This window comes from Cohnella lupini, from assembly GCF_003386205.1.
GTDB lineage: Bacteria > Bacillota > Bacilli > Paenibacillales > Paenibacillaceae > Cohnella > Cohnella lupini.
Window position 1 is genome coordinate 1 of record NZ_QRDY01000002.1, and the last position, 19,753, is coordinate 19,753.

Consider the following 19,753-nt stretch of genomic DNA (forward strand, 5'->3'; position numbering starts at 1 on the left):
CGTTTGGTACGTTCGCTTATAGTAACCGTTTAGACTGTTATGTTGATCGGGTTGCTCAAAGCGCATATAATTCTTGATTTCTTCGCGGAGCAGCAGCTCCACCTTCTCTTGTACCAACTTAGTTACAGCATTTTCAAGTAGATTGTCAAACGCATTTTCGGGTATATTAGTCATCGAGTAGGGCTCCTTCTTGGTTGGCTTCGTAACCCCGAGAATACCCTACTTTTTTGTTGCCTGAGAAGGCGCCAAATTTTGGTACACAGACTACTTTACATCACCTTACAGCTTGGACGTGCTTCAAAAATACTTTGAATAACATCGCTATTGGGAGTTGGAAACGAAGCGGTGTCTAGCTTTCCATCGGCCGTCTAGTTTTGGCTTGCTCGCTCCGCGTATTGCGGTCCCAGAAAACGCCTTCGGAATAGCCTTGGATTCCGGCATCGCCATCGGCTAGCTCTAGGCGTTTCTCGGTTAGGCAGCAGTAGGTTTCATCTATTTCGACCGTAACGTATCGCCTGTTCAGCTTCTTCGCTACGACGGAGGTCGTCCCGGCTCCGCCGAACGGGTCGAATACGACATCGTTCTCGTCGGAGCTTGCCAGGATGATTTTGGCCATCAGCTTTTCCGGCTTCTGCGTGGGGTGATCCGTATTCTCGGGCATCGACCAGAAGGGTACCGTGAGGTCCGTCCACACGTTGGAAGGATGCGTTAACCTGAATTTACCGTCCGCATCGTCATTCCAATCCTTCGGCGTTCCATCCTCCGTTCGATATGGGGCGATAACCTTGCGCTTTACCTTGACGCGGTCGACGTAAAACTTATAGTCGCCGGATTTGGTGCAATGCCATATATCCTCCGAAGCGTTCTTCCAGTTGGCGAGCGCTCCTCGGCCTTTTTCGCGCTCCCATGTAATTCGGTTGATTACGTTTAAGTAGCGGGAAGCGACCTCGAAGATCGCATGGCCTGACCGCCAATCGCCGCATAGGTAGACGGTGGCATCGGGCTTCAGAATTCGAACGATGCGGGAGAACCAGGAATCGAGCCACTCGATATAGCGTTGATTATTCATCTGATTAAACGTTTTTCCGTTAAAAGTTTTTGTTAAATTATAAGGAGGATCGACGAACAGCAAGTCTACGAATTCATCGGGCAAATAATCGATCGCCTCGAAGAGATCTTGGTTGATCGTCCGGTTCAGTACCGCTTCCGGGTCGGCTTTAGAGGAAAGGCTGAGCAAACGCCCTCTGTATGTCGTACGTTCCGCATCGGTAAGCGTGACCGTCCGGTTTCTAGCGGCTCGCTTCTTCTCGTTGTCCATTGCCCTTACAACACCGCCTATTCCGTTCGTTAATAGATAGATTCATTATAATAGGATTAGATAGGGGTGACCAGCTTAGACCGAGTTGATTCTGCTATTACGGCGATAAGCGGCGGGGCTATCGAAGCGAATGAACTAATGCCGTCTCAACTACGTCTATTAAGGGTAAGTTTCTTTCAAGCGGCAGTTGGATGGTCAAAAGGCTACGTATTTAATAGGAGAGAGGATGCGGGATGATGAACAAGAGCGAATCGAGGGCTTTAATTAGAGGTGTTATCGGAGTGGCGATGGTGGCAACCCTTGTGTCGGTTCCGCTATTATCGAACGTGCAGCAGGCGAGTGCGACAGCGGTCCCGGCTTACAAAATCATTAAACAACCGATCGAAATCGCGGGAGCGCGTACGGAAATTTCGGCTTTGAACACGGACAATACGAATTATATTGCCGTTCGCGGCCTGAATGCGAGCATCGGGTTAAATACGAAGTGGGATAAAATTAAGAATACGGTTACCGTAACCGGTCGCGATCGCGTGCTTGTCTTGAACCTGAAGAGCGGCGGAGCTACGCTTAACAACCAAACGGTTTACGGGTTAACGGCTATCGCTCAGAACAATACGACGTACTTGCCGCTTCGCGACTTGCTGGAGAGAATGGGCTTTGGGGTTTCCTACGATGCCGAGACTAAAGTTGTCGGCATTGAGGCAATTGAAGAAAACGATATCCATGTCGCTACGGCGGTTATCAAGGAGGACGGCGCCCGCAAATCGTTGCTGATCAACTACCCGCAACTGTCGGGCTTCTCTAACGATGCCGTTCAGAGCAATATAAACTCGTTGTTGAAGTCGGAAGCCGAGGCTAAGGCCGAAGCGGCAAGAGAAGCTTTGGCGGAAGCCGTGAAGGGGCTTGATGATTCTTCGGTTACGGAGGTTTCCTTCGACGGCACTTATACGATAACTTATAATGAGCAAGGAAAACTCAGTTTATACGTAGACTACTATAGCTATACGGGCGGAGCGCACGGGTTAACCGTCCGCGTACCGTATACTTTCGATCTTGCTTCTGGAGAGCTGATTACTTTGAAAGAGGCTGCCGGAGGCGATGGGAAATACGTTTCGATTATCAACGACAAAATCAAGAGTCAGATAGAGGCGCGGGGACTCGACTTGATCGAACCGTTCAAGACGATCGAGCCGGACAGGGAATTTTTCCTTAAGCATAACGGCATCGTCATTACCTTCGGACAATACGAGTACACGCCGTATGCGGCAGGCATGCCCGAATTCGAAATTCCTTTCGAGGACTTTAATTCATAATCGATAAATGTTAAATTGTATAGGGTGCGTTAAACCGGATCTTCGTTATCTCTCGCTGCCGTTCTTTATCGGTCGACGGCGGCGAGATTCGAATGAGTATACTAGCCACGTTTGTCGCCGTCGATCGAAAGCGAATATTTCCACAAGAACGATCAGAATCCACATAACGAGCAACCTGCATACAACATTTTGTAAAATGGTCCGTCCCTCTGAAAAACAAAGCTTGGTTTACGTGATTAAATGTTACATATTTGCCTAAAATATCATATTGATTTTGGTTGTTACAATCAAATATAATAAGCAATGTCATATTTAATAACGCTAAATGAAAGTTTTAGTTGCCAAAGCAATTTGTCACCTGCTAAACTTTGATAATAATATGGAATAGTACCTAGGGGGAACAACAATGAAAAAAGCGTTTATGCTCGTTCTAATCGCGAGCTTGGCTATTACGTTGGCCGCGTGTGGCGCGAAGAAAGAAAATGAAGAAGGCGGAGCTCAATCTAAAGTTTACGTATTCGCCACGGATGCAAGCTATCCTCCAATGGAAAATATGGACAAGGATGATATCGTCGGCTTTGATATCGACTTTCTGGCCGCGGTTATGGAAGAAGCCGGGTTGGAGTACGAAGTGAAGAATATCGGATGGGATCCCTTGTTGATAGGCGTGGAAAACGGAGAGTTCGACGGAGCCATCTCGGCAATGACGATAACGGACGAGCGTAAGCAGTCTTACGATTTCTCGCCGGCTTATTTCGAATCCACCAATATGATTCTAGTCCCTGAAGGTAGCGAAATAAAAACAGCGCTAGATCTTAAAGGCAAGAAAGTCGCGGTACAAGGCGGAACGACGGCAGATACTCTTATGACGGACATTATGGGAGTCGGCGACACGTCGTTGAAGAAGTTCGAAAGCAATGCTCTAGCTCTCTTGGAGCTCGCGAACAACGGCGTGGATGCCGTAGTGGCCGACAGCGCCGTCGTGAAGGATTACGTCAAGAAAAACCCGGATAAGAAGTTTACGACGATCTTGGATACGGAGAATTTCGCGCCGGAATATTACGGAATTGCTTTTCCGAAGGATAAAGAACTTAAAGCGTTGCTGGATCCTGCGGTTAAGACCGTTCTGGCAAGCGACAAGTACAAAGAAATGTTCGAGAAGTGGATCGGCGTTGAGCCTGATATGACCCGCTTGCTGGATATGTAATAAAAGTAAGAGCGTTGAGAGCATGCGTAATGGCAACGTTGCGCATGCTTTTTTTCGTCCGAATACTACCGAATCGAGGGGAATCGTTTGGCGGACTTTAGATTTGACATCATTGGGGAATACTTTCCTCTATTTATGAGAGGAACGCTATACACCATAGGCATCTCGCTAAGTGGAATTATTCTGGGATCGATTCTTGGTCTTGCGATTGGATTCGGCAACTTGTCCAAGAAGTGGTACTTACGGTTACCCATGCAAGGATACATCCACTTCTTCCGCGGTACGCCGCTGCTGCTGCAAATTTTTATCGTACATTACGGGGTCGTTTCTAATATATTGGGAAGAACGGACGCGGTCGTTGCGGCGATCGTGGCATTAGCGTTGAACGCGGCGGCTTATACCGCGGAAATCTATCGCGCGGGCATACAGTCCATAGATCGCGGGCAATCCGAGGCAGCCAAGTCTTTGGGGATGTCCCACTGGCAAATGATGCGTTATATCATACTTCCGCAAGCGATTAAACGAATGATCCCTGCATTCGGAAACGAGTTCATCGTCTTGATCAAGGACTCCTCGCTCGTCGCCGTTATCGCGGCACCGGAACTGATGTATTGGGCGAAGGGCGCTAGCTCGCAATATGCAAGAGTGTGGGAGCCGTACTTGACCGCGGCGTTGATCTATCTGACCTTGACATACTCCTTGAACAAGCTATTAATTTACCTGGAAAGGAAAATGTGACGCCATGGACCCGATCATACAAGTGAAAGACCTATCGAAGTCTTTCGGCTCGAACGTTGTCCTTTCCGATATCAATATGGAGATAGGCCGGAATGAAGTCGTCGTCGTTATCGGCCCTTCGGGATCCGGGAAGTCTACCTTCCTGCGTTGCTTGAATTTGCTGGAAACCCCGCAAGCGGGGGATATCACGATAGAAGGACGTTCCTTGATGGACAAAGGGACGAAGATAGAGGAAGTTAGAGCCGAGGTAGGCATGGTATTTCAGCAATTCAACCTGTTTCCGCACCTGAAGGTCATCGATAATATTATGCTCTCTCCGATGAAGGTCAAGAAATGGACGGCTGAAGCGGCGCGTAAAAAAGCGATGGAGCTGCTCGGCAAGGTGGGGTTAGCGGATAAGGCGAATGCATACCCTACCTCTCTCTCCGGCGGGCAAGCGCAACGCGTGGCTATCGCGAGAGCGCTTGCGATGGAACCGAAAATCATGCTGTTCGACGAGCCGACTTCCGCGCTTGATCCCGAGATGATCGGAGAGGTGCTCGGGGTTATGAAGGATCTAGCTCGCGAAGGGATGACGATGGTCGTCGTGACCCACGAGATGGGCTTCGCCCGCGAAGTCGGAAACCGTATCGTGTTCATGGAACAAGGCCGAATTCTTGAGATTAGCCCTCCAAGCGAATTGTTCGATCAACCGAAGCATGAGCGGACGAAAGCGTTCCTGTCGAAAGTATTGTAAGTATCGGCGATTTAGTTGGTTTTTCGAGGAATTATGATCAAGATGCCCGTTATTGCAGTGCCCAATGCAATAGATATGTAGTACAATTTACCTATTAGAGTTTAATAGGGAGCTGTACGGCGGCGGATGATAAAAAACGGGGTTATGTCTTTAAGCAGGTTATGGGGAATATCGGACGAAGACAGGAAGGAGAACGCCCGCGTTGCCGGGTTGTTCTTCTATTTGTTTTGCGTGGTTTCGGCTTCAACCATCGGAAGAACGGCGGCCGATACGTTATTCCTATCGCGTTTTGATTCCTCTCAGCTGTCCTTAATGTATTTGCCCCAGGCGGCATCGCTCATCCTAGCGGGCTTTCTATTCCAACGCTACGGCAGCCGAATTCGTTTGGATCGTCTCATCCTGATTTTGATCCCCGCGTTGTCCTTGCTGGTCGTCTTGTCTAGGATCGGCGTCGGGTTTGATTTGATGTGGGTTTATCCGACTATCTACGTCGGCTACGATGTCATCAACTTTCTGATGATCGTCTGCTTCTGGCAATTCGCCTCCTCCGTGCTAGATCAACGGAAAGCGAAGAAAACCATTCCGCTTGTCGGAAGCGGAGGTATCGTCGGCGGGATCGTCAGCGGTTTCGGCTTAAAGCTGATCGCGCCGCTTACAGGCACCGCGAATCTCATTTATTTCTATGCGGCTCTGCAGCTGCTTGCATTGCTAGCGGTATACCTAGTGAAAAGATGGAGCCCCGAATCTGCGAATGCTTTCGATAATCCGAGGCAGGCGAAACCGAAAGCCGACAAACGAACGAAGGAATCGAGCGCGAGCGACGGACTGTTTCGGAGCGTACCTCATCTAAAGTATATCGCGATACTGTCTGCCTCGCTTGTCCTCTCCCTTACGTTCATCGACTACCAATTCAAGGTTATTTTGAGAGAAACTTTGCAGGGCGATGCCTTGGCTGGATTTATGGGTAGCTTCTACGGGTTTTCGGGAATATGCGCGCTACTCGTTCAATTGTTCGTCGCGGGTAAGCTGCTTAGCCGCTTCGGAGTCATGACTTCGATACTCGTATTCCCGATAGCCCTGTTCGCGGGCAGCATCGGCGTAATCCTCGTCCCTGTCTTGGCGATGGCCATTATCGTCAAAGGCAGCGATAAAGTATTGGGAGATACGATATATTCCTCTGTCAATCAGCTCATCATGTTTCCGATCTCGCCGAAATGGCGAAATCGCGCCAAGAGCTTCTTGGACGGCGTCATTCGCAACGGCGCCAAAGGGTTAGCCGCTATAAGCTTGATTATCTTATCGCCGATCTTAAGCGCGCGCGAGTTCAGCTTCGTCATCTTAGCGCTGATCGCCGTCGGGATCTATGCGGCGGTCCGGGTTAAGAAGGTCTATCTGAGCATGCTATTGTCGACGTTGGAGACTCGAGGCAACGACATGCAAGACGGCGATCTGGATTTAATGGATCCGGCAAGCAGGCAGCTGTTGATCGGTGCCCTTGAAAGTCCGGACAAGCAGCAGGCGTTGTATGCGCTTAGAGTGTTAGGTCAATTGGGAGGCTTCGATTTGTCGCCATATATTCCCGCTTTGCTGCGTCATCCGTCCCCCGAAGTGGGGGTGGAGGCATTACTCTACGTTGAGCGCGCGACTCCGGAACATATGGAAGAGGAGCTCTTTGGAATCATCGGAGACCGGGAAGGAGATCGACGGGTTAAATCCCAAGCGCTGATCACCCTGGCCGCATACGCAAGGGAAGAGGATCTGGATCGAATCTCGCTGTGCCTGGAAGACAACGATGTCGAGATCCGGGCCGGAGCCATTGCCGGATTGATTAAATATTACGGCATTGAAGGCATGTTCCGAGCCGTGGGCACGCTAAAAACATTGATCGAAAGCGCGAGCGAAGAGGAACGGACCGCCATGGCTTCCCTCTTCGGAAGAATAGGCATTCGCGAATTCCACAAGCCGCTCATTCCGTTGCTGCAGGATTCGTCGGTGGACGTTCGAAAATGCGCCTTGGATTCGGCGGGCAAACTGCAGGTGCCGGAGTTGGTTCACTATGTGGTGCCGTTGTTGCAGGAAAGCGGAACGCGGCCAGATGCGATCGACGCCCTGGCCGCTTATGACGCCAAGAACGTATTGCCTCTGCTTGAGCCCTATTTGGAAGGAGGAGCGGCTTCGTTGCACGTGCCGAAGGTGTTCGAGCGAATCGGAACGCAAGCGGCTTTCCAAATCCTTCTCCGTAAATATTCGGGCGTAAGCTACGATATGAGGGACAAGCTGCTCGAGGCTCTCGTCGGAATGAGAAGCGATGAGGTTCAGATGGACTTCAAGGAAATGGAAAGATTGGCGCTCATGGAGCTCGAAAGTTACGGACGATTCGCCGAGCATAACGGATGGAACGCGAACAATGCTGGCGAGTCGGAAGTTCGAGACGCGGTCGATCAGCTTAGGGTGGCGACGATCCGCAGAGTGTTCCATCTCTTAGGCCTTAACTACGACGTTAAGACGATCGATGCCGTGTTCTTGGGATGGTCGGAAGGCGACGCTAGACGTCAGGCGAATGCCGCCGAGGTCATGGATCAGTTGCTTCACGGGGAACTGAGGACGGAATTGACGCGTTGGATGCTGGTATCGAGGACGTCGTCTTCGGACACGGGGGACGCTCGTAAGGAGGTTCATTGGAAGTGGTTATTCGAGCATGGAGGAGAGGGCGTTCGGGAAGTTATTCGGTATGCGTCGCTAGAGGGCGATATAAGCTTCGCCGATCCGATGATCGGCGAAGGATCGCCGGATGAAGCCCGAGCGGATGATGAAGCGCTTCGAGAGAGAATGTGGGCAATGAACGCGCTAAGGAAGTCTTCCTTATTCGAAGGATTCAAGAGCCGAGACTTGTTGTCCGTCGTCCAATACGCGCAAGTCATCCACGTTCCCGCGGGGGAATACGTCTTCCGGGAAAAGGATCCGGGCGATTCGCTATACCTGGTTCGGGAGGGACGAGCGGGTGTCTATCGCGACGGAGAGTTAATCGATCGGCGAGAGGCCGGGGACAGCTTCGGCCAGACCGCCGTGCTGACGAGAAGGCTGCGCACCGCGACGATTCGCGCGGAAACGGACCTGCGCTTGCTTCGGCTGAATTCATCCGACTTCTACGAAGCGATGTTCGACCGGACGGAATTGGCCTTGGAAATGATGAAGAGATTATCGCGCAAGCTGAGGTCGGCGATGTTGACGGAGCCGAAGCCGGTCGTCGGAGCGGAGGACGCGGCCGCCGCCGCATACGCATCTGAAGCCGCCGCGACGGCGGAAGTGACGGTGATCTCTAACGAGCCGCAAAGTCAGGTCATTCTGCGACGGGTACTCGTGCTTCAGAAGATCGAGCTTTTCACCCATCTTTCCCAAGAGGACATCGTCCGGCTGGCGCATCGGGTTGACGAGGTCGTATACGAGCCGGGCGAAGTCATCTGCCGGATGGAAGAATACGGCGACTCGATGTTCGGGATCATCGAAGGGGGCATCCGAGTTCACCGGGGAACCGATACGCTGGCTCATCTTGGCGTTGGACAATGCTTCGGAGAGATGGCGATCATCGACAGCGGTCCCCGTTCGGCGGATTGTACGGCTAGCGAGCGCACGGTGCTGCTCAGGCTCCACCGCCATCAGGTGTTCTCCTTCTGCTTCCAGCAGATCGACGTTCTGAAGGGCATGGTGAAGGTGCTAGCGGATCGGCTTAGAGACATTGCATAATCCGTATATCAAAAATGGCTTTCCGAGAGGTCGTCAACGACCATTCGGAAAGCCATTTGTTTGTGATGTTGCTATGGATTGCTTGTCGAAGCTTACTTAATGATCTCAGGCTCGGGAGCGTCGACTCCGCGAGTGTCCACGGTCACTTTTTTCATGACCGGCGGAGTTTTCGGACGATCGTTAGCGCCTTTAGGCAATTGAACGATCTCGTTGACGACGTCCATGCCCTCGGTAACTTTACCGAATGCCGCGTATGCTCCATCCAGATGAGGCGCGTCGGCAACCATCAGGAAGAATTGGGAACCGGCGCTGTCCGGACTTTGCGAGCGAGCCATGGAAAGAACTCCGGCAGTATGCTTAAGGTTGTTCTCGAAGCCGTTCTGGGAAAATTCCCCCGCGATCGAATAGCCCGGTCCGCCCATTCCCGTACCGTCCGGATCGCCGCCTTGAATCATGAAGCCCGGAATGATGCGGTGAAAAATCGTGCCGTCGTAAAAGCCTTTTTTCACGAGAGAGATGAAGTTGTTCACCGAGTTCGGTGCTACTTTAGGATAAAGCTCGACTTTGATGATCTTGCCGCTATCCATTTCGATGGTGACGATAGGGTTATCGCCGGAAGTGTCTACGCCGTTCATTGGGGAAGCCTCCTGTGTGGATGCCGCACCGTTTCCGGTAGCCGTCGCATCGGATGAGTTGTTTGAATTGTTCTTACCTCCGCAACCCGTTACGATAAGCAGAAGTGCAATAATCGTGAGCAGGGAAGCGGCCAAGCGTTTGTTCGAGATATTCAATTTCAAAGTCCCCCTTGTCCTCTATATCCTTTCGTATCATATCATTTGATCGAAGAGGAATCCACTGGACGCATTCTCGATTCGCAAATCGACGTCTGGCAGGGATTTCGGAGGTAGGGGGACTATTGGGTGTCGCGATCTATAGATTCTCGTAATGAGCGAGGCAATTGACGATTAGCGCGTCCGGCTCCAACAAGCCGTTAGGGTCGATTCCCAGTCGAACCGGGCTCTCCTTGCCGTGCAAGTGGGCGTCGAGGTCGTTAAGCGCCTCCCGAACCAGCTCCGTTTTGGCAATCCCCCAACAATCTCGATGCTGATTAACCGTTTCGTAAGCTTCCTCGAGCGTCGGTTTGCGGAAATTTTGCAGGAACGAAGCCCATTGAACCAGATCGATTTTCTTTAAGTCGGCGGATAACGTACATTTGGCCCATCCCGTATGCCCGCAACAGGTAATTCTAAGCAAACCGTACTGGCAGTGCTCGTTTCCTTGTTTGCAGGTGCCGTAATGCAATCCATGCGGATTGTCGAATTGATAGATTTGAATGCTTGTTATTCGTTCTTCTTCGCCCATGTTCGTGCTCTCCTTAGTCATACTAAAGCTTCGATAGAACAGAATATTACTAGGGAGACGGTTTTTTGTAAAACGATAGAGGTTGCCATATAGAAGTGCTATTCTTCGATTTCGATGAATTTTGGATGGGGCAGGGCAATAAAAAAGCATCGTTCTCTCGCTAGGGGGGTCGAAGCTCGTTCAAGCTCTTAAATTCGTTTTACGTCGAAAAAGTCGTCTTCCGGTTCCCATGCTTGGACGTAATTGAGGTAAAATAGAGCGGTGAGCATATCGGGCATCCCATTCATCGGAGGACACGGAATGAAACAAATCTTTCAATTTCTTAAAGTTTATCGCGTTGCCGCCGTCATGGCGGTGTTCCTCATGCTGGTCGAGCTGACCGTGGAGTTGGTGCAGCCGTTGCTGATCTCGAAGATCATCGACGACGGCATCGCGCCGGGCGACACGAACGTCGTGCTCCTCTGGAGCGGAGTGTTGGTAGCCGGAACGCTGTTCGCTTTCGGGGCGGGCATTCTTAGTTCCTTCTACGCGTCGCATGTCAGTCAAAGCTTAGGGTATGACATCCGGGAAAAGCTTTATGGCAAAGTACAATCGTTCTCTTATGCGGTGTTTAACCGATTCGCGACGTCATCGCTCATCACGAGACTGACCAACGACGTGACGCAGGTACAAGAAACGACGTTCATGGGGCTGCGCTTCATGCTGCGCGTGCCGTTAGTCGTCATCGGCAGCATGATCATGGCGCTCGTCGTACACGCGGAGCTCGGTTTTCTGCTTCTGCTTACCGTGCCGGCGCTTTTCCTATTCATCGTATGGATCGTGAAGAAGGCAGCAAAGCTGTTCAATAGAGTACAACAAAGGCTAGATGCGGTGAATGGAGTCATGCAGGAAAATCTGGGCGGAATGCGCCTTATCCGCGTTTTCGTGCGTAGACAGCTCGAGGCCGATCGATTCGCCAAGCATAGCGGGGAATTGATGCAGAGTTCGACGTCGGCGCTTCGGCTAACCGAAATTACTTTACCGTTCATCGTATTGATCATGAACGCGGGGATTATAGCCGTGTTATGGTTCGGACATCTGGAGATCGGAGCGGGAAGCGCGACGACCGGCGAAGTGGTGGCAATCGTGAATTATTCGCTTCGGACGGCAGGCGCCCTATCGGCTCTGTCGATGCTCGTATCCGCGTTCTCGAGAGCCAGGGCATCCGCTCAACGGTTAGAAGAAGCCTTATTGACAGATAGCGAGTCGCAAGAAAGGACGCAAGGCAAGCAAGGCGTCGGATATATCGATAAGGGAGGCATCGCGTTCGAGAAGGTAACCTTTCAATACCCGGATACGGACGCGCCGGTACTTGAGAATATTTCTTTCGAAGCGCGCCCCGGCGAGACCGTCGCCATTCTAGGCGCGACCGGCTCGGGTAAGTCCTCGCTGATGCAGCTTATTCTGCGGTTATACGAGGAGGACAAGGGTTCCATTCGGATCGACGGAAGAAACGTTCGCGATATGGACTTGAGACAGCTTCACGATTCCATTGGTTACGTGCCGCAAGAGGTTCTGTTGTTCACGGGAACCATTCGCGAGAATATCGCCTGGGGATTCGATGACGCAAGCATGGAGCAGATCATCGAGGCGGCTAAAAAAGCGCAAATCCACGATACGATCGTTCAGCTTCCAAGCGGTTACGATACGATGCTCGGGCAACGGGGGATTAATCTATCCGGCGGTCAGAAGCAAAGGATATCCATTGCCAGGGCGTTAGTTCGAAAGCCTGCGATTCTGTTGCTCGACGATAGCACGAGCGCGTTGGACGTAGCGACGGAGGCCGCTTTGTTGCAAGCGCTTGGCGAGATGTCCTGCACGACTTTTCTCGTCACGCAGAAAATCAGCTCCACCTTGAACGCCGATCTCATCTTGCTATTGGATGACGGCCATCTGATCGCTCAAGGGAAGCATAAGCCATTATTGGCGACTAACGACTTGTACCGCCGCATCTATGAATCGCAATTCGGGGAGGAGGGGTCGCATGTGGGACGCGCTTAGTGAACCCTTTCGCTATCGCAAGCCTCGGGAAACCGCCGAGCAGGAAAAAAGCGTCAGAGTAGAGAATCCGCCCGGCAAACGCGGCAAGCAGAAAGCCAAGGACTGGAAAACGACGCTGAAGCGTATTTGGCACTATCTATCGCACCGCAAGAGCAAGCTTAGCATGGTTCTCCTCATGGTTTTGCTAAGCTCGGGTCTTACCCTGCTCGGCCCTTATCTGATCGGAAGGGCGATCGATCATTATCTGGAAGGTCCCGGAGGTACGCCATGGATTCTGTTCTTGGCGGGCTTGGCCGTCGTATACGTGTTGAATTCGCTAGTCAGCTGGCTGCAGAACGTATGGATGATCGCGATAGCGCAGGAAACGGTTTACCGGATGCGACTAGACCTGTTCGGACATCTGCATAAGCTGCCCATTCCTTTCTTCGCAAAGCGTCAACGCGGAGAGCTCATGAGCCGGATGACCAACGATATGGACAACGTGAGCTCGACCTTGAACAGCTCCGCCATCCAAGTGTTCTCGAGCGTACTTATTCTCGTCGGTACGATCGTCGTGATGCTGATCCTCAGTCCGTTGCTGACTTTGCTGACTTTCTTGGTCGTACCGCTGATGGCCGTCGGCATGAGGTGGATCACGCGGAGAACGGGGGTTCTTTTCAAGGAACGGCAACGCAATCTGGGGGATCTGAACGGCTATATCGAGGAAACGTTATCCGGTCAACGAATTATAAAATCGTTCTCGCAAGAAGAACGCGTGATCGGCGAGTTCGGCGAACGCAACGCGCGAATCAAGCTGTCTGGATTCTGGGCGCAGGCGATCTCGGGTTTTATACCCAAAGTCATGAACGGGCTTAATAATCTTAGCTTCGCTATAATCGCAGGCGTCGGGGGCATCCTCGCCATTCGCGGCGCGATCACGGTCGGCGTGATCGTCGTATTCGTCGAATACGCCAGGCAATTCACGAGGCCGCTAAACGACTTGGCGAATCAGTGGAATACGTTGCTGTCGGCGCTTGCCGGAGCGGAGCGGGTGTTCGAGATATTGGACGAGGAAGAGGAAGCGAAAGACGAGGGAGAGGCTAAGCCGATCGCCGCCGTTCAAGGTGCCGTAACGTTCTCCCATGTCTCGTTCTCCTACAATGCGGGAGAAACGACGCTGAAGGATATCAGCTTCGAAGCGAGGCCGGGGGAGACGGTCGCCATCATCGGGCCGACGGGCGCCGGTAAAACCTCCTTGATCCAGTTGCTATCCCGCTTCTACGAAACGGATGCCGGGGTTATCACGGTCGACGGGCACGACATCAAGTCGATTCGAAGAGAAAGCCTGCGTTCCCATATGGCGTTCGTCCTGCAGGATTCCTTTCTGTTCGACGGGACGATCCGCGATAACATTCGATACGGCAAGCTGGATGCCAGCGACGAAGAAGTCGTGGCGGCAGCCAAGCTCGCGAACGCCCATTCGTTCATCGCGAGACTGGCAGGCGGGTACGATAAGAAGTTGCACGGGGACGGAAGCGGCATCAGCCAAGGACAGAAACAGCTTCTCGCGATCGCGCGCGCGATTTTGGCCGATCCGGCCATACTGGTGCTGGACGAGGCGACGAGCAGCATCGATACCGTTACGGAGATCAAAATTCAAGAGGGGCTTCAGCGTCTGATGGAAGGGCGCACGAGCTTCGTCATCGCGCACAGGCTCAATACGATACGACGGGCGGATCAGATTCTCGTGCTCAAGGACGGGGAACTGCTGGAGAGAGGCTCCCACCGGGAGCTGCTAGACAAGAAGGGCTTATACAGCGACCTATACCAGGGGCTTGGAGTATTGCAATAGCGCGGTTGGTCATACGGAATAGAGGCATGAAAAAGCCGGATCCCTCATTACGGGATCCGGCTTTGCGCTTGTCTAATCTATTTTGAGTTTGTCCAACGTCGTTTGAAGCTCCACGACGATCTTGTTAAGCATTTGGGCGGAAGAAGCCACCTCTTGCATGGAGGCCACTTGTTCCTCGGACGCGGCTGCTACGTGATTCGAGCCTTGTAAAGCGTGTTCGGCGATGGTGGCCAGCTGGTCAACCGTTGCGCCGACCTCTTCGGAGCCGGCGGAAATTTGTTCGGAGGCCGCGGAAACATCTTGTATTTGTTCGTTGACGGTTTTGATTTCGTGCCAGATTTCCTCGAACAGCTTACCCGTTCTAAGCACGGAATCCGAACCGTTTGCGACCGCTTGGGCTCCTTCGTCGATCGTGGCAATCGTTTGCTCGGTTTCCTTATGGATCTGATCTATGATCGCGGACACCTGGTTCGTTGCGTCGTGAACCTGTTCGGATAGCTTCTTGATTTCCTCCGCGACTACCGCGAATCCTTTGCCGTGTTCTCCCGCGCGAGCCGCTTCGATGGAGGCGTTAAGGGAGAGGAGATTCGTCTGGCTGCTGATCTCGCGAATCAAGTGAATGACTTCCGTAATCTTGCCGGATTGCTGTCCGAGAGACACCACGTTGGAGGAAGCTTGATCGACGGCTTCTTTGATCCGGTTCATTCTCGCGATCGTTTCTTTCATGTTCTCGTTCCCGAGCCGGGTTTTCTCCGTTACCGCCTCTACCGAATCGGCGACGCTTGCGGCGGATTCGGCGATTCTTTGGACGCCGGCGGACATTTCGTTCATGGCCTTGGAGGCATCAGCAGAGCTATGGACCTGAGAGTCGGCGCCGAGGGCGATTTGTTGAATGGATTCGGAAATGACGCTGGCGGCCTGGCTGGTTTCTTCGGAGCTTGCGGATAACTGCTGAGCGGACGAAGCGACGGAGTGACTCGCATCCGTAACGGAGCGAATCATGCCGCTTAAGTTATCTATCGTTTCGTTAAAGCGGTCGGCCATCTTGCCGAACTCGTCTTTATTGCGAATCGAGAGCTTGTGAGTAAAATCTCCTTTGGATAAATATTGAGAAAGGTCGATAACTTTACGGATATTGCGAATGACAAGCCTCTGCAGTACGAAATAAATCAATGCGTTCAGGACGGCCAGCAGAATAATTACGGTTACGATGGATGTCCACATCTGCCGATTATAATCGGCCATTATCCTCTCCAGAGGCATGACCGCCTCGATATACCATGGAGCTTCGATCCCCGGGATCTCCACCTTTTGCACGAGCCCGATCGCGGACTGTCCTTTATCGTCGGTAAAGCGTACGAAGTTATCGCCTTCGGAATACTTGTCCAAGACAAGCTGCTTCTCCTCCGAGCCGCCGTACGGTTTGCCCGATAACTCGTGAATCCCTCCGTGGACGATGTAATTGCCTTGAGCCGTAAATACGGTCCCATATCCGCCGAAGGCATTGATCCCCTTCACGGCTTCCTCGAGCTGCGAAACGAGTAGATCGGCTCCGACGATGCCTAAGAATTTACCGCTGCCGTCGATAATCGGGATCGTCAAACTTGTCATTTGGGTAGCTGCACCGTTAACTTCGTACAGGTAAGGATCCACGAGAGTCGCTTTTTTCGTTTTTTTCGGAATCTGGTAGTAATCTCCCGCTCCGTCCACTTCATAGTCACGGAGTGGTTCGATGAAAATTCCGCCTTTGTTGCGGACGACGTAAGGGATGAATCTACCCGTGTCGTCGTCGCCGCTGGAAAGATTGCGGTTCGCGGAATCGTTGCCGTCGAAAGCGTTAGGCTCCCAGAGCGTGTATAGTCCCAATACTTGAGGATGAAGTTCCAATTCCTGCTTAAGCAATTTTACGATTTGAGCCCGATCGGGCCGGTCGGAAGTCTTTTCGTTCAAGAGTGCCGTTTTGATCGTGCGAAGCGTGGAGTTGGTGTTATCGAGAAGCTTCGAAACGACCTCCGATTCTTCGTGCAGCTCGAGCCGCGCCGTCATTTCTCCTTGTTCCATGGAGCTGCGATACCGAGATTGCTGATTCGTGAAGACGAGGGTGCTAACGCCTAGAAGAACCACCAATCCAACGATCAAATTCAATTTTAACGATAAACCTAGCCTATGCCATAGTTGCATGATTCCCACTCCCATATCTTTGCTTCATAGTTTTTCTTCTCCTGATACTCCTAAGCATATATCGACAGTTTTCGTTGAAATGATTACAGACATTTTCAAATCATGTCAGGAAACCTCACTCGAAAAGGATCTCTTAACTTGCGAGAGATCCAGCATCCGTGCTGATAATCGGCGCCATTTTATGCTATAATGAAAGTAATCATTCAGAGAATCGATCGGCATAAGAGCCTGGAAGCGCAAAGGCTGAAATGAAGAAAGGTTGTTAAATCATGAAATCATTTGAAGACTGGAACCAGAAGGCCAAGAAAACCTTCAATGCCACTAGCACGGAAGAAGTACTCACGCTGACCGAAGCCGGCAATTTGCTCGGGCTTTCCAAGGATCAGATGAAAGTATACGTGGAGAAGCAAGGACTTACCAAGATGCCCATTATGAGAAGCGTTCATCGCTATCTTCTGTTGAAAAGCGAGATAGATCAGATCATGGGATAGGCAAGACCGAGGATGGCCTTCCCGCGCATGAATGGGAATAAGCCCCGACCGACGAGGTTGGGGCTTTTGCTTTGGCACGAGTAATTAACTAAGGAGCGGTTCGACATGGAGAAAACGACGGAAGACGTTGCGGAATGGATGTTCCAGGAACTAAGAAATGCCGGAGTATTATATCAAACGGATGCCGTTAACCATATTAAAAGCGAGTTTGGGGATCGATTCGTATACGTGAACGATAAGGGACACGCTTCCATAGACAAGGACGTCAAAAAAGCGTTCAAGAAGCTTCACGGAGGCAAAGCGGCTTGGGATCGGGACGCCTTTTACTGGGGATGGACTTCGGCGATAGTGGATCCCCGTTAAGAAACGATATACACGCGGGTAGAAGTCTTGATCCGCTCATAGAGCCAGCGGACATCTTTGTTGTGCATGCGAATGCAACCGGCGGATACGTATTTTCCGATCGATTTTTCGTTATTGTTTCCGTGGATGCCGTAAGCGTAAGAGGTTTTGCCGTTAAGGGTCACCTTCAAACCGAGCCAACGATCGCCTAATGGGTTTTTGGGGTCGCCGCCTTTAATATTCTCCTTGTAATAGGGTCGGTTCTTGATTTTTTCCCGAATCGTAAACAAGCCTTCCGGCGTGTAGGAGGGCTTTTTCCCCGTGGCGACGGAGAACGACTTGACCAGCTTCCCTTTCTCGAAAAAATAGAGCTTGTTGGTAGCTTTGTCGATTTTGATGAATTGTTCGTACTGGGTGAATTTCTTCTCTAATTGAACGGTTTCAGCCGCCGCATGGGCGGTAACGACGGCAGGGATGAATAGCAATGCGGACAGAACGATAAGGACGCGGCACCAAAGCGTTAGCTTCATGATTGAAGTAGCCTCCCGGATTGTCATGTTCATATATATGCATGACGTCGGGGAATATGGTCTTTGCTGGTATGAATTGGCGTAGCAAGGGTTGTGATTCTAGGTAAGTAGGATGGTAATCATCGTTATTCAAGCATAATAGCCCTATTGGAGGCAAAGTAGGATGAAGAACATTGCTATTGATCGAATATTCGGAAGAAATACGGTAAATGTAGAACAATAGCGATAATAAACATCCTTATCCAACTTATATTTGGCTCATGCATTGAAATAACAATGAAACACATTGCTATTAGATATCTGTCCAAGAGAGCTTCTTTTTACCTAAGTAGTAAGAGAAAAGAGCCTTCGGAAAGCGAGATCATCTCGTTTTCCGAAGGCTCTTTCGCACGATTCAGGAAGTAACAAATTTCAATATTTGTTCGGACTAACGTTTCCGCAATTCGAAAAATTCGCACTCGGCTCTGGATTGGTATGCCATATCCCCGATACCGGATTGGATGACGACGGTTTGATGGTCGAAGCGGACGATAATCCCGTTGTTGTCGATCATGTGGTCGTTCTTGAAGACGCGAATGCGAGCCTGGCGCTGCATCGCCTCTTCGAAATCTTGATCGGACGTCAAACGGATGTTTAATGCCATTGGGAGGACTCCTTCTTCCTTAGCGGGAAGGCTTATTCGCGATAGGGCGTGGATTCCATTATACAACTTCTTCAGCGCGCATTATAGATTTGGGTTTTGGTTTGGACAATGATATCCGCGATTCTAACCTCAAGAGCATAGATCTTTTGCTGTTTGTCCGCGATTTGGCGGGAAAGCATGACAAGGGTAGACAGGGAATCCAACGTGCCTTTGGCTTCGGTTTTCTTGATGGCGTACTTGAAATTCGTCCATACGGGAGAAAGACTTCCGCGCGGAAGCCCGGCCGCGCTTCGGTGAGCCCGTATTTGAACGTTGAGCGGATCGATTGCGGATAACGACTCCCGTGCCTTTTTGATCTTGAGGGAGGTTGAAGTCTTGGCTGCGGATAGCGCGGCTTCCTTCGCCTTAATATCTTCGCGGGCATATTGAACGGATAGCTTCAGCGCGTCTGCCTGAGCTCGGAGCAGGGCGTTTAGAGTCTTGTTCTTGAACGGCCTGGCAAGCGTGATCTGCTTGTTCGCCGAAGTATAGGCTTCGAATAATGGCTTGTAACGATCCTTGGTGGACTTGACTTGCAAAGTAAGCTTGCTTAGCTTGTCCGCGTCGATGTCGCGAATCTGCTTGCGTACTGCGATCAAGTCTTCCTCATTGCGGTAATGCAACGCTTTGATCTTCGCTTCGTCGGTCAGGTCTTGCTTCAGAAGCGTTCCGAAGTCAACGTAAAGCAAGTTCAGCTTCGCCGATATTTGTTTATCCGTCGCTGCCGCTACAGTCTTGTCGAAGGAGGTTTTGATGGGTACGGTGAGTTCTACCGTCGCGGCGGATACTTGGCGAACGGGAATGAACGCGATGACGAATAACAGCACGAAACGCAAAGCGAATGAAACAGTTTTTCCGTTAGCGGACAAGGTAGCGGGAATAGCGGGCATAACAATTCCTCCTTTGGTTTGGACGACAAAAAGCACCAGCAAGAAAGGCTTTATCGGCCTTTGCTTACGGGTGCTTCCGTCGTAAGTGGTACAAATGAATTTAGTTGTGTTCGTCCAATATAAACGAACGATCGCCAAGGTGTCAAGCAACCGCATAATGCCGTTTTTCAATAAACCGAAATGAATATTACGCCGAAATTCCGAGCTTGTAAAATGAACGGGATACGAAGGGGAACCGCAGACGAACGAATTCTTCCCGTTTCCGTGAATTATGCCATAAAAGATAGCTATTTCATGCATTTCGGGCTCTCTATCTCGGCTAATCTCCAGCTATCGAAATTCATTCGA

At 51.2% G+C, this 19,753-nt stretch carries 16 protein-coding genes and 1 pseudogene; 9 read left to right on the forward strand and 8 right to left on the reverse strand.

Annotated elements, in window-relative coordinates:
• Together DFP95_RS29775 and DFP95_RS04340 are read right to left on the reverse strand one after the other, a co-directional pair.
• Positions 1 to 174: pseudogene (locus DFP95_RS29775) on the reverse strand (IS256 family transposase); the annotation flags it as partial.
• Positions 175 to 349: 175 nt separating this feature from the next.
• Complete coding sequence (locus tag DFP95_RS04340) at positions 350 to 1,318, reverse strand: DNA-methyltransferase (protein WP_115991376.1); 969 nt, start codon at positions 1,316 to 1,318, stop codon at positions 350 to 352.
• 233 nt (positions 1,319 to 1,551) lie between these two features.
• Between DFP95_RS04340 and DFP95_RS04345 the strand changes: the two genes are divergently transcribed.
• The 5 genes from DFP95_RS04345 (at position 1,552) to DFP95_RS04365 (ending at position 9,056) form a co-directional block, all read left to right on the forward strand.
• Positions 1,552 to 2,631, forward strand: coding sequence for a PdaC/SigV domain-containing protein (locus DFP95_RS04345; RefSeq protein WP_115991377.1), 1,080 nt, complete (start codon positions 1,552 to 1,554; stop codon positions 2,629 to 2,631).
• A 406-nt stretch (positions 2,632 to 3,037) separates the two neighbouring features.
• The gene (locus DFP95_RS04350) at positions 3,038 to 3,838 is read left to right on the forward strand and encodes a basic amino acid ABC transporter substrate-binding protein (RefSeq protein WP_115991378.1); all 801 of its coding nucleotides are present in this window, start codon (positions 3,038 to 3,040) and stop codon (positions 3,836 to 3,838) included.
• A gap of 135 nt (positions 3,839 to 3,973) precedes the next feature.
• The gene (locus tag DFP95_RS04355) at positions 3,974 to 4,576 is read left to right on the forward strand and encodes an amino acid ABC transporter permease (protein ID WP_115991836.1); all 603 of its coding nucleotides are present in this window, start codon (positions 3,974 to 3,976) and stop codon (positions 4,574 to 4,576) included.
• Positions 4,577 to 4,589: 13 nt separating this feature from the next.
• Entirely contained in the window at positions 4,590 to 5,312 is a 723-nt protein-coding gene (locus tag DFP95_RS04360; RefSeq protein ID WP_115991837.1) for an amino acid ABC transporter ATP-binding protein, read from the forward strand.
• A gap of 126 nt (positions 5,313 to 5,438) precedes the next feature.
• Positions 5,439 to 9,056: an Npt1/Npt2 family nucleotide transporter gene (locus tag DFP95_RS04365; protein WP_115991379.1), complete on the forward strand. Its 3,618-nt coding sequence runs from the start codon at positions 5,439 to 5,441 to the stop codon at positions 9,054 to 9,056.
• A 92-nt stretch (positions 9,057 to 9,148) separates the two neighbouring features.
• On the opposite strand, the gene DFP95_RS04370 is transcribed toward DFP95_RS04365, so the two are convergent.
• Positions 9,149 to 9,847, reverse strand: a complete 699-nt coding sequence (locus DFP95_RS04370) for a peptidylprolyl isomerase (protein WP_115991380.1) — start codon at positions 9,845 to 9,847, stop codon at positions 9,149 to 9,151.
• Positions 9,848 to 9,986: 139 nt separating this feature from the next.
• Positions 9,987 to 10,418: a hypothetical protein gene (locus DFP95_RS04375; protein WP_115991381.1), complete on the reverse strand. Its 432-nt coding sequence runs from the start codon at positions 10,416 to 10,418 to the stop codon at positions 9,987 to 9,989.
• Positions 10,419 to 10,718: 300 nt separating this feature from the next.
• Here DFP95_RS04375 and DFP95_RS04380 point away from each other — a divergent pair, with 300 nt between their 5' ends.
• Complete coding sequence (locus DFP95_RS04380) at positions 10,719 to 12,458, forward strand: ABC transporter ATP-binding protein (RefSeq protein ID WP_115991382.1); 1,740 nt, start codon at positions 10,719 to 10,721, stop codon at positions 12,456 to 12,458.
• Positions 12,442 to 14,289 carry an ABC transporter ATP-binding protein gene (locus DFP95_RS04385; RefSeq protein ID WP_115991383.1) on the forward strand — a complete coding sequence of 616 codons (1,848 nt, stop codon included), beginning with the start codon at positions 12,442 to 12,444 and terminating at the stop codon, positions 14,287 to 14,289. The genes DFP95_RS04380 and DFP95_RS04385 overlap by 17 nt, the downstream gene beginning before the upstream one ends.
• A 72-nt stretch (positions 14,290 to 14,361) precedes the next feature.
• Here DFP95_RS04385 and DFP95_RS04390 read toward each other — a convergent pair whose 3' ends face one another.
• Positions 14,362 to 16,470, reverse strand: coding sequence for a methyl-accepting chemotaxis protein (locus tag DFP95_RS04390; RefSeq protein WP_181907245.1), 2,109 nt, complete (start codon positions 16,468 to 16,470; stop codon positions 14,362 to 14,364).
• 269 nt (positions 16,471 to 16,739) lie between these two features.
• Between DFP95_RS04390 and DFP95_RS04395 the strand changes: the two genes are divergently transcribed.
• Positions 16,740 to 16,961, forward strand: a complete 222-nt coding sequence (locus tag DFP95_RS04395; RefSeq protein ID WP_115991385.1) for a DNA-binding protein — start codon at positions 16,740 to 16,742, stop codon at positions 16,959 to 16,961.
• A gap of 105 nt (positions 16,962 to 17,066) precedes the next feature.
• Positions 17,067 to 17,324, forward strand: a complete 258-nt coding sequence (locus tag DFP95_RS04400) for a DUF6953 family protein (protein ID WP_115991386.1) — start codon at positions 17,067 to 17,069, stop codon at positions 17,322 to 17,324.
• On the opposite strand, the gene DFP95_RS04405 is transcribed toward DFP95_RS04400, so the two are convergent.
• The 3 genes from DFP95_RS04405 to DFP95_RS04415 all read right to left on the reverse strand — a co-directional run bounded on the left by DFP95_RS04405 (position 17,321) and on the right by DFP95_RS04415 (position 19,405).
• The gene (locus DFP95_RS04405; protein ID WP_115991387.1) at positions 17,321 to 17,833 is read right to left on the reverse strand and encodes a L,D-transpeptidase; all 513 of its coding nucleotides are present in this window, start codon (positions 17,831 to 17,833) and stop codon (positions 17,321 to 17,323) included. The genes DFP95_RS04400 and DFP95_RS04405 overlap by 4 nt on opposite strands.
• A gap of 427 nt (positions 17,834 to 18,260) precedes the next feature.
• Positions 18,261 to 18,476, reverse strand: coding sequence for a hypothetical protein (locus DFP95_RS04410; RefSeq protein WP_115991388.1), 216 nt, complete (start codon positions 18,474 to 18,476; stop codon positions 18,261 to 18,263).
• A 71-nt stretch (positions 18,477 to 18,547) separates the two neighbouring features.
• Positions 18,548 to 19,405: a hypothetical protein gene (locus tag DFP95_RS04415; protein WP_147304128.1), complete on the reverse strand. Its 858-nt coding sequence runs from the start codon at positions 19,403 to 19,405 to the stop codon at positions 18,548 to 18,550.
• Positions 19,406 to 19,753 lie beyond the last annotated feature (348 nt).

What these genes read in the sequence shown, in the direction of transcription:
- DFP95_RS04380 (WP_115991382.1), top strand. Translation starts at nt 10,719, where the DNA reads ATGAAACAAATCTTTCAATTTCTTAAAGTTTATCGCGTTGCCGCCGTC.
- DFP95_RS04355 (WP_115991836.1), top strand. Translation starts at nt 3,974, where the DNA reads ATGAGAGGAACGCTATACACCATAGGCATCTCGCTAAGTGGAATTATT.
- DFP95_RS04395 (WP_115991385.1), top strand. Translation starts at nt 16,740, where the DNA reads ATGAAATCATTTGAAGACTGGAACCAGAAGGCCAAGAAAACCTTCAAT.
- DFP95_RS04410 (WP_115991388.1), bottom strand. Translation starts at nt 18,476, where the DNA reads ATGGCATTAAACATCCGTTTGACGTCCGATCAAGATTTCGAAGAGGCG.
- DFP95_RS04390 (WP_181907245.1), bottom strand. Translation starts at nt 16,470, where the DNA reads ATGCAACTATGGCATAGGCTAGGTTTATCGTTAAAATTGAATTTGATC.
- DFP95_RS04345 (WP_115991377.1), top strand. Translation starts at nt 1,552, where the DNA reads ATGATGAACAAGAGCGAATCGAGGGCTTTAATTAGAGGTGTTATCGGA.
- DFP95_RS04365 (WP_115991379.1), top strand. Translation starts at nt 5,439, where the DNA reads ATGATAAAAAACGGGGTTATGTCTTTAAGCAGGTTATGGGGAATATCG.
- DFP95_RS04405 (WP_115991387.1), bottom strand. Translation starts at nt 17,833, where the DNA reads ATGAAGCTAACGCTTTGGTGCCGCGTCCTTATCGTTCTGTCCGCATTG.
- DFP95_RS04385 (WP_115991383.1), top strand. Translation starts at nt 12,442, where the DNA reads ATGTGGGACGCGCTTAGTGAACCCTTTCGCTATCGCAAGCCTCGGGAA.
- DFP95_RS04350 (WP_115991378.1), top strand. Translation starts at nt 3,038, where the DNA reads ATGAAAAAAGCGTTTATGCTCGTTCTAATCGCGAGCTTGGCTATTACG.
- DFP95_RS04400 (WP_115991386.1), top strand. Translation starts at nt 17,067, where the DNA reads ATGGAGAAAACGACGGAAGACGTTGCGGAATGGATGTTCCAGGAACTA.
- DFP95_RS04415 (WP_147304128.1), bottom strand. Translation starts at nt 19,405, where the DNA reads ATGCCCGCTATTCCCGCTACCTTGTCCGCTAACGGAAAAACTGTTTCA.
- DFP95_RS04340 (WP_115991376.1), bottom strand. Translation starts at nt 1,318, where the DNA reads ATGGACAACGAGAAGAAGCGAGCCGCTAGAAACCGGACGGTCACGCTT.
- DFP95_RS04375 (WP_115991381.1), bottom strand. Translation starts at nt 10,418, where the DNA reads ATGGGCGAAGAAGAACGAATAACAAGCATTCAAATCTATCAATTCGAC.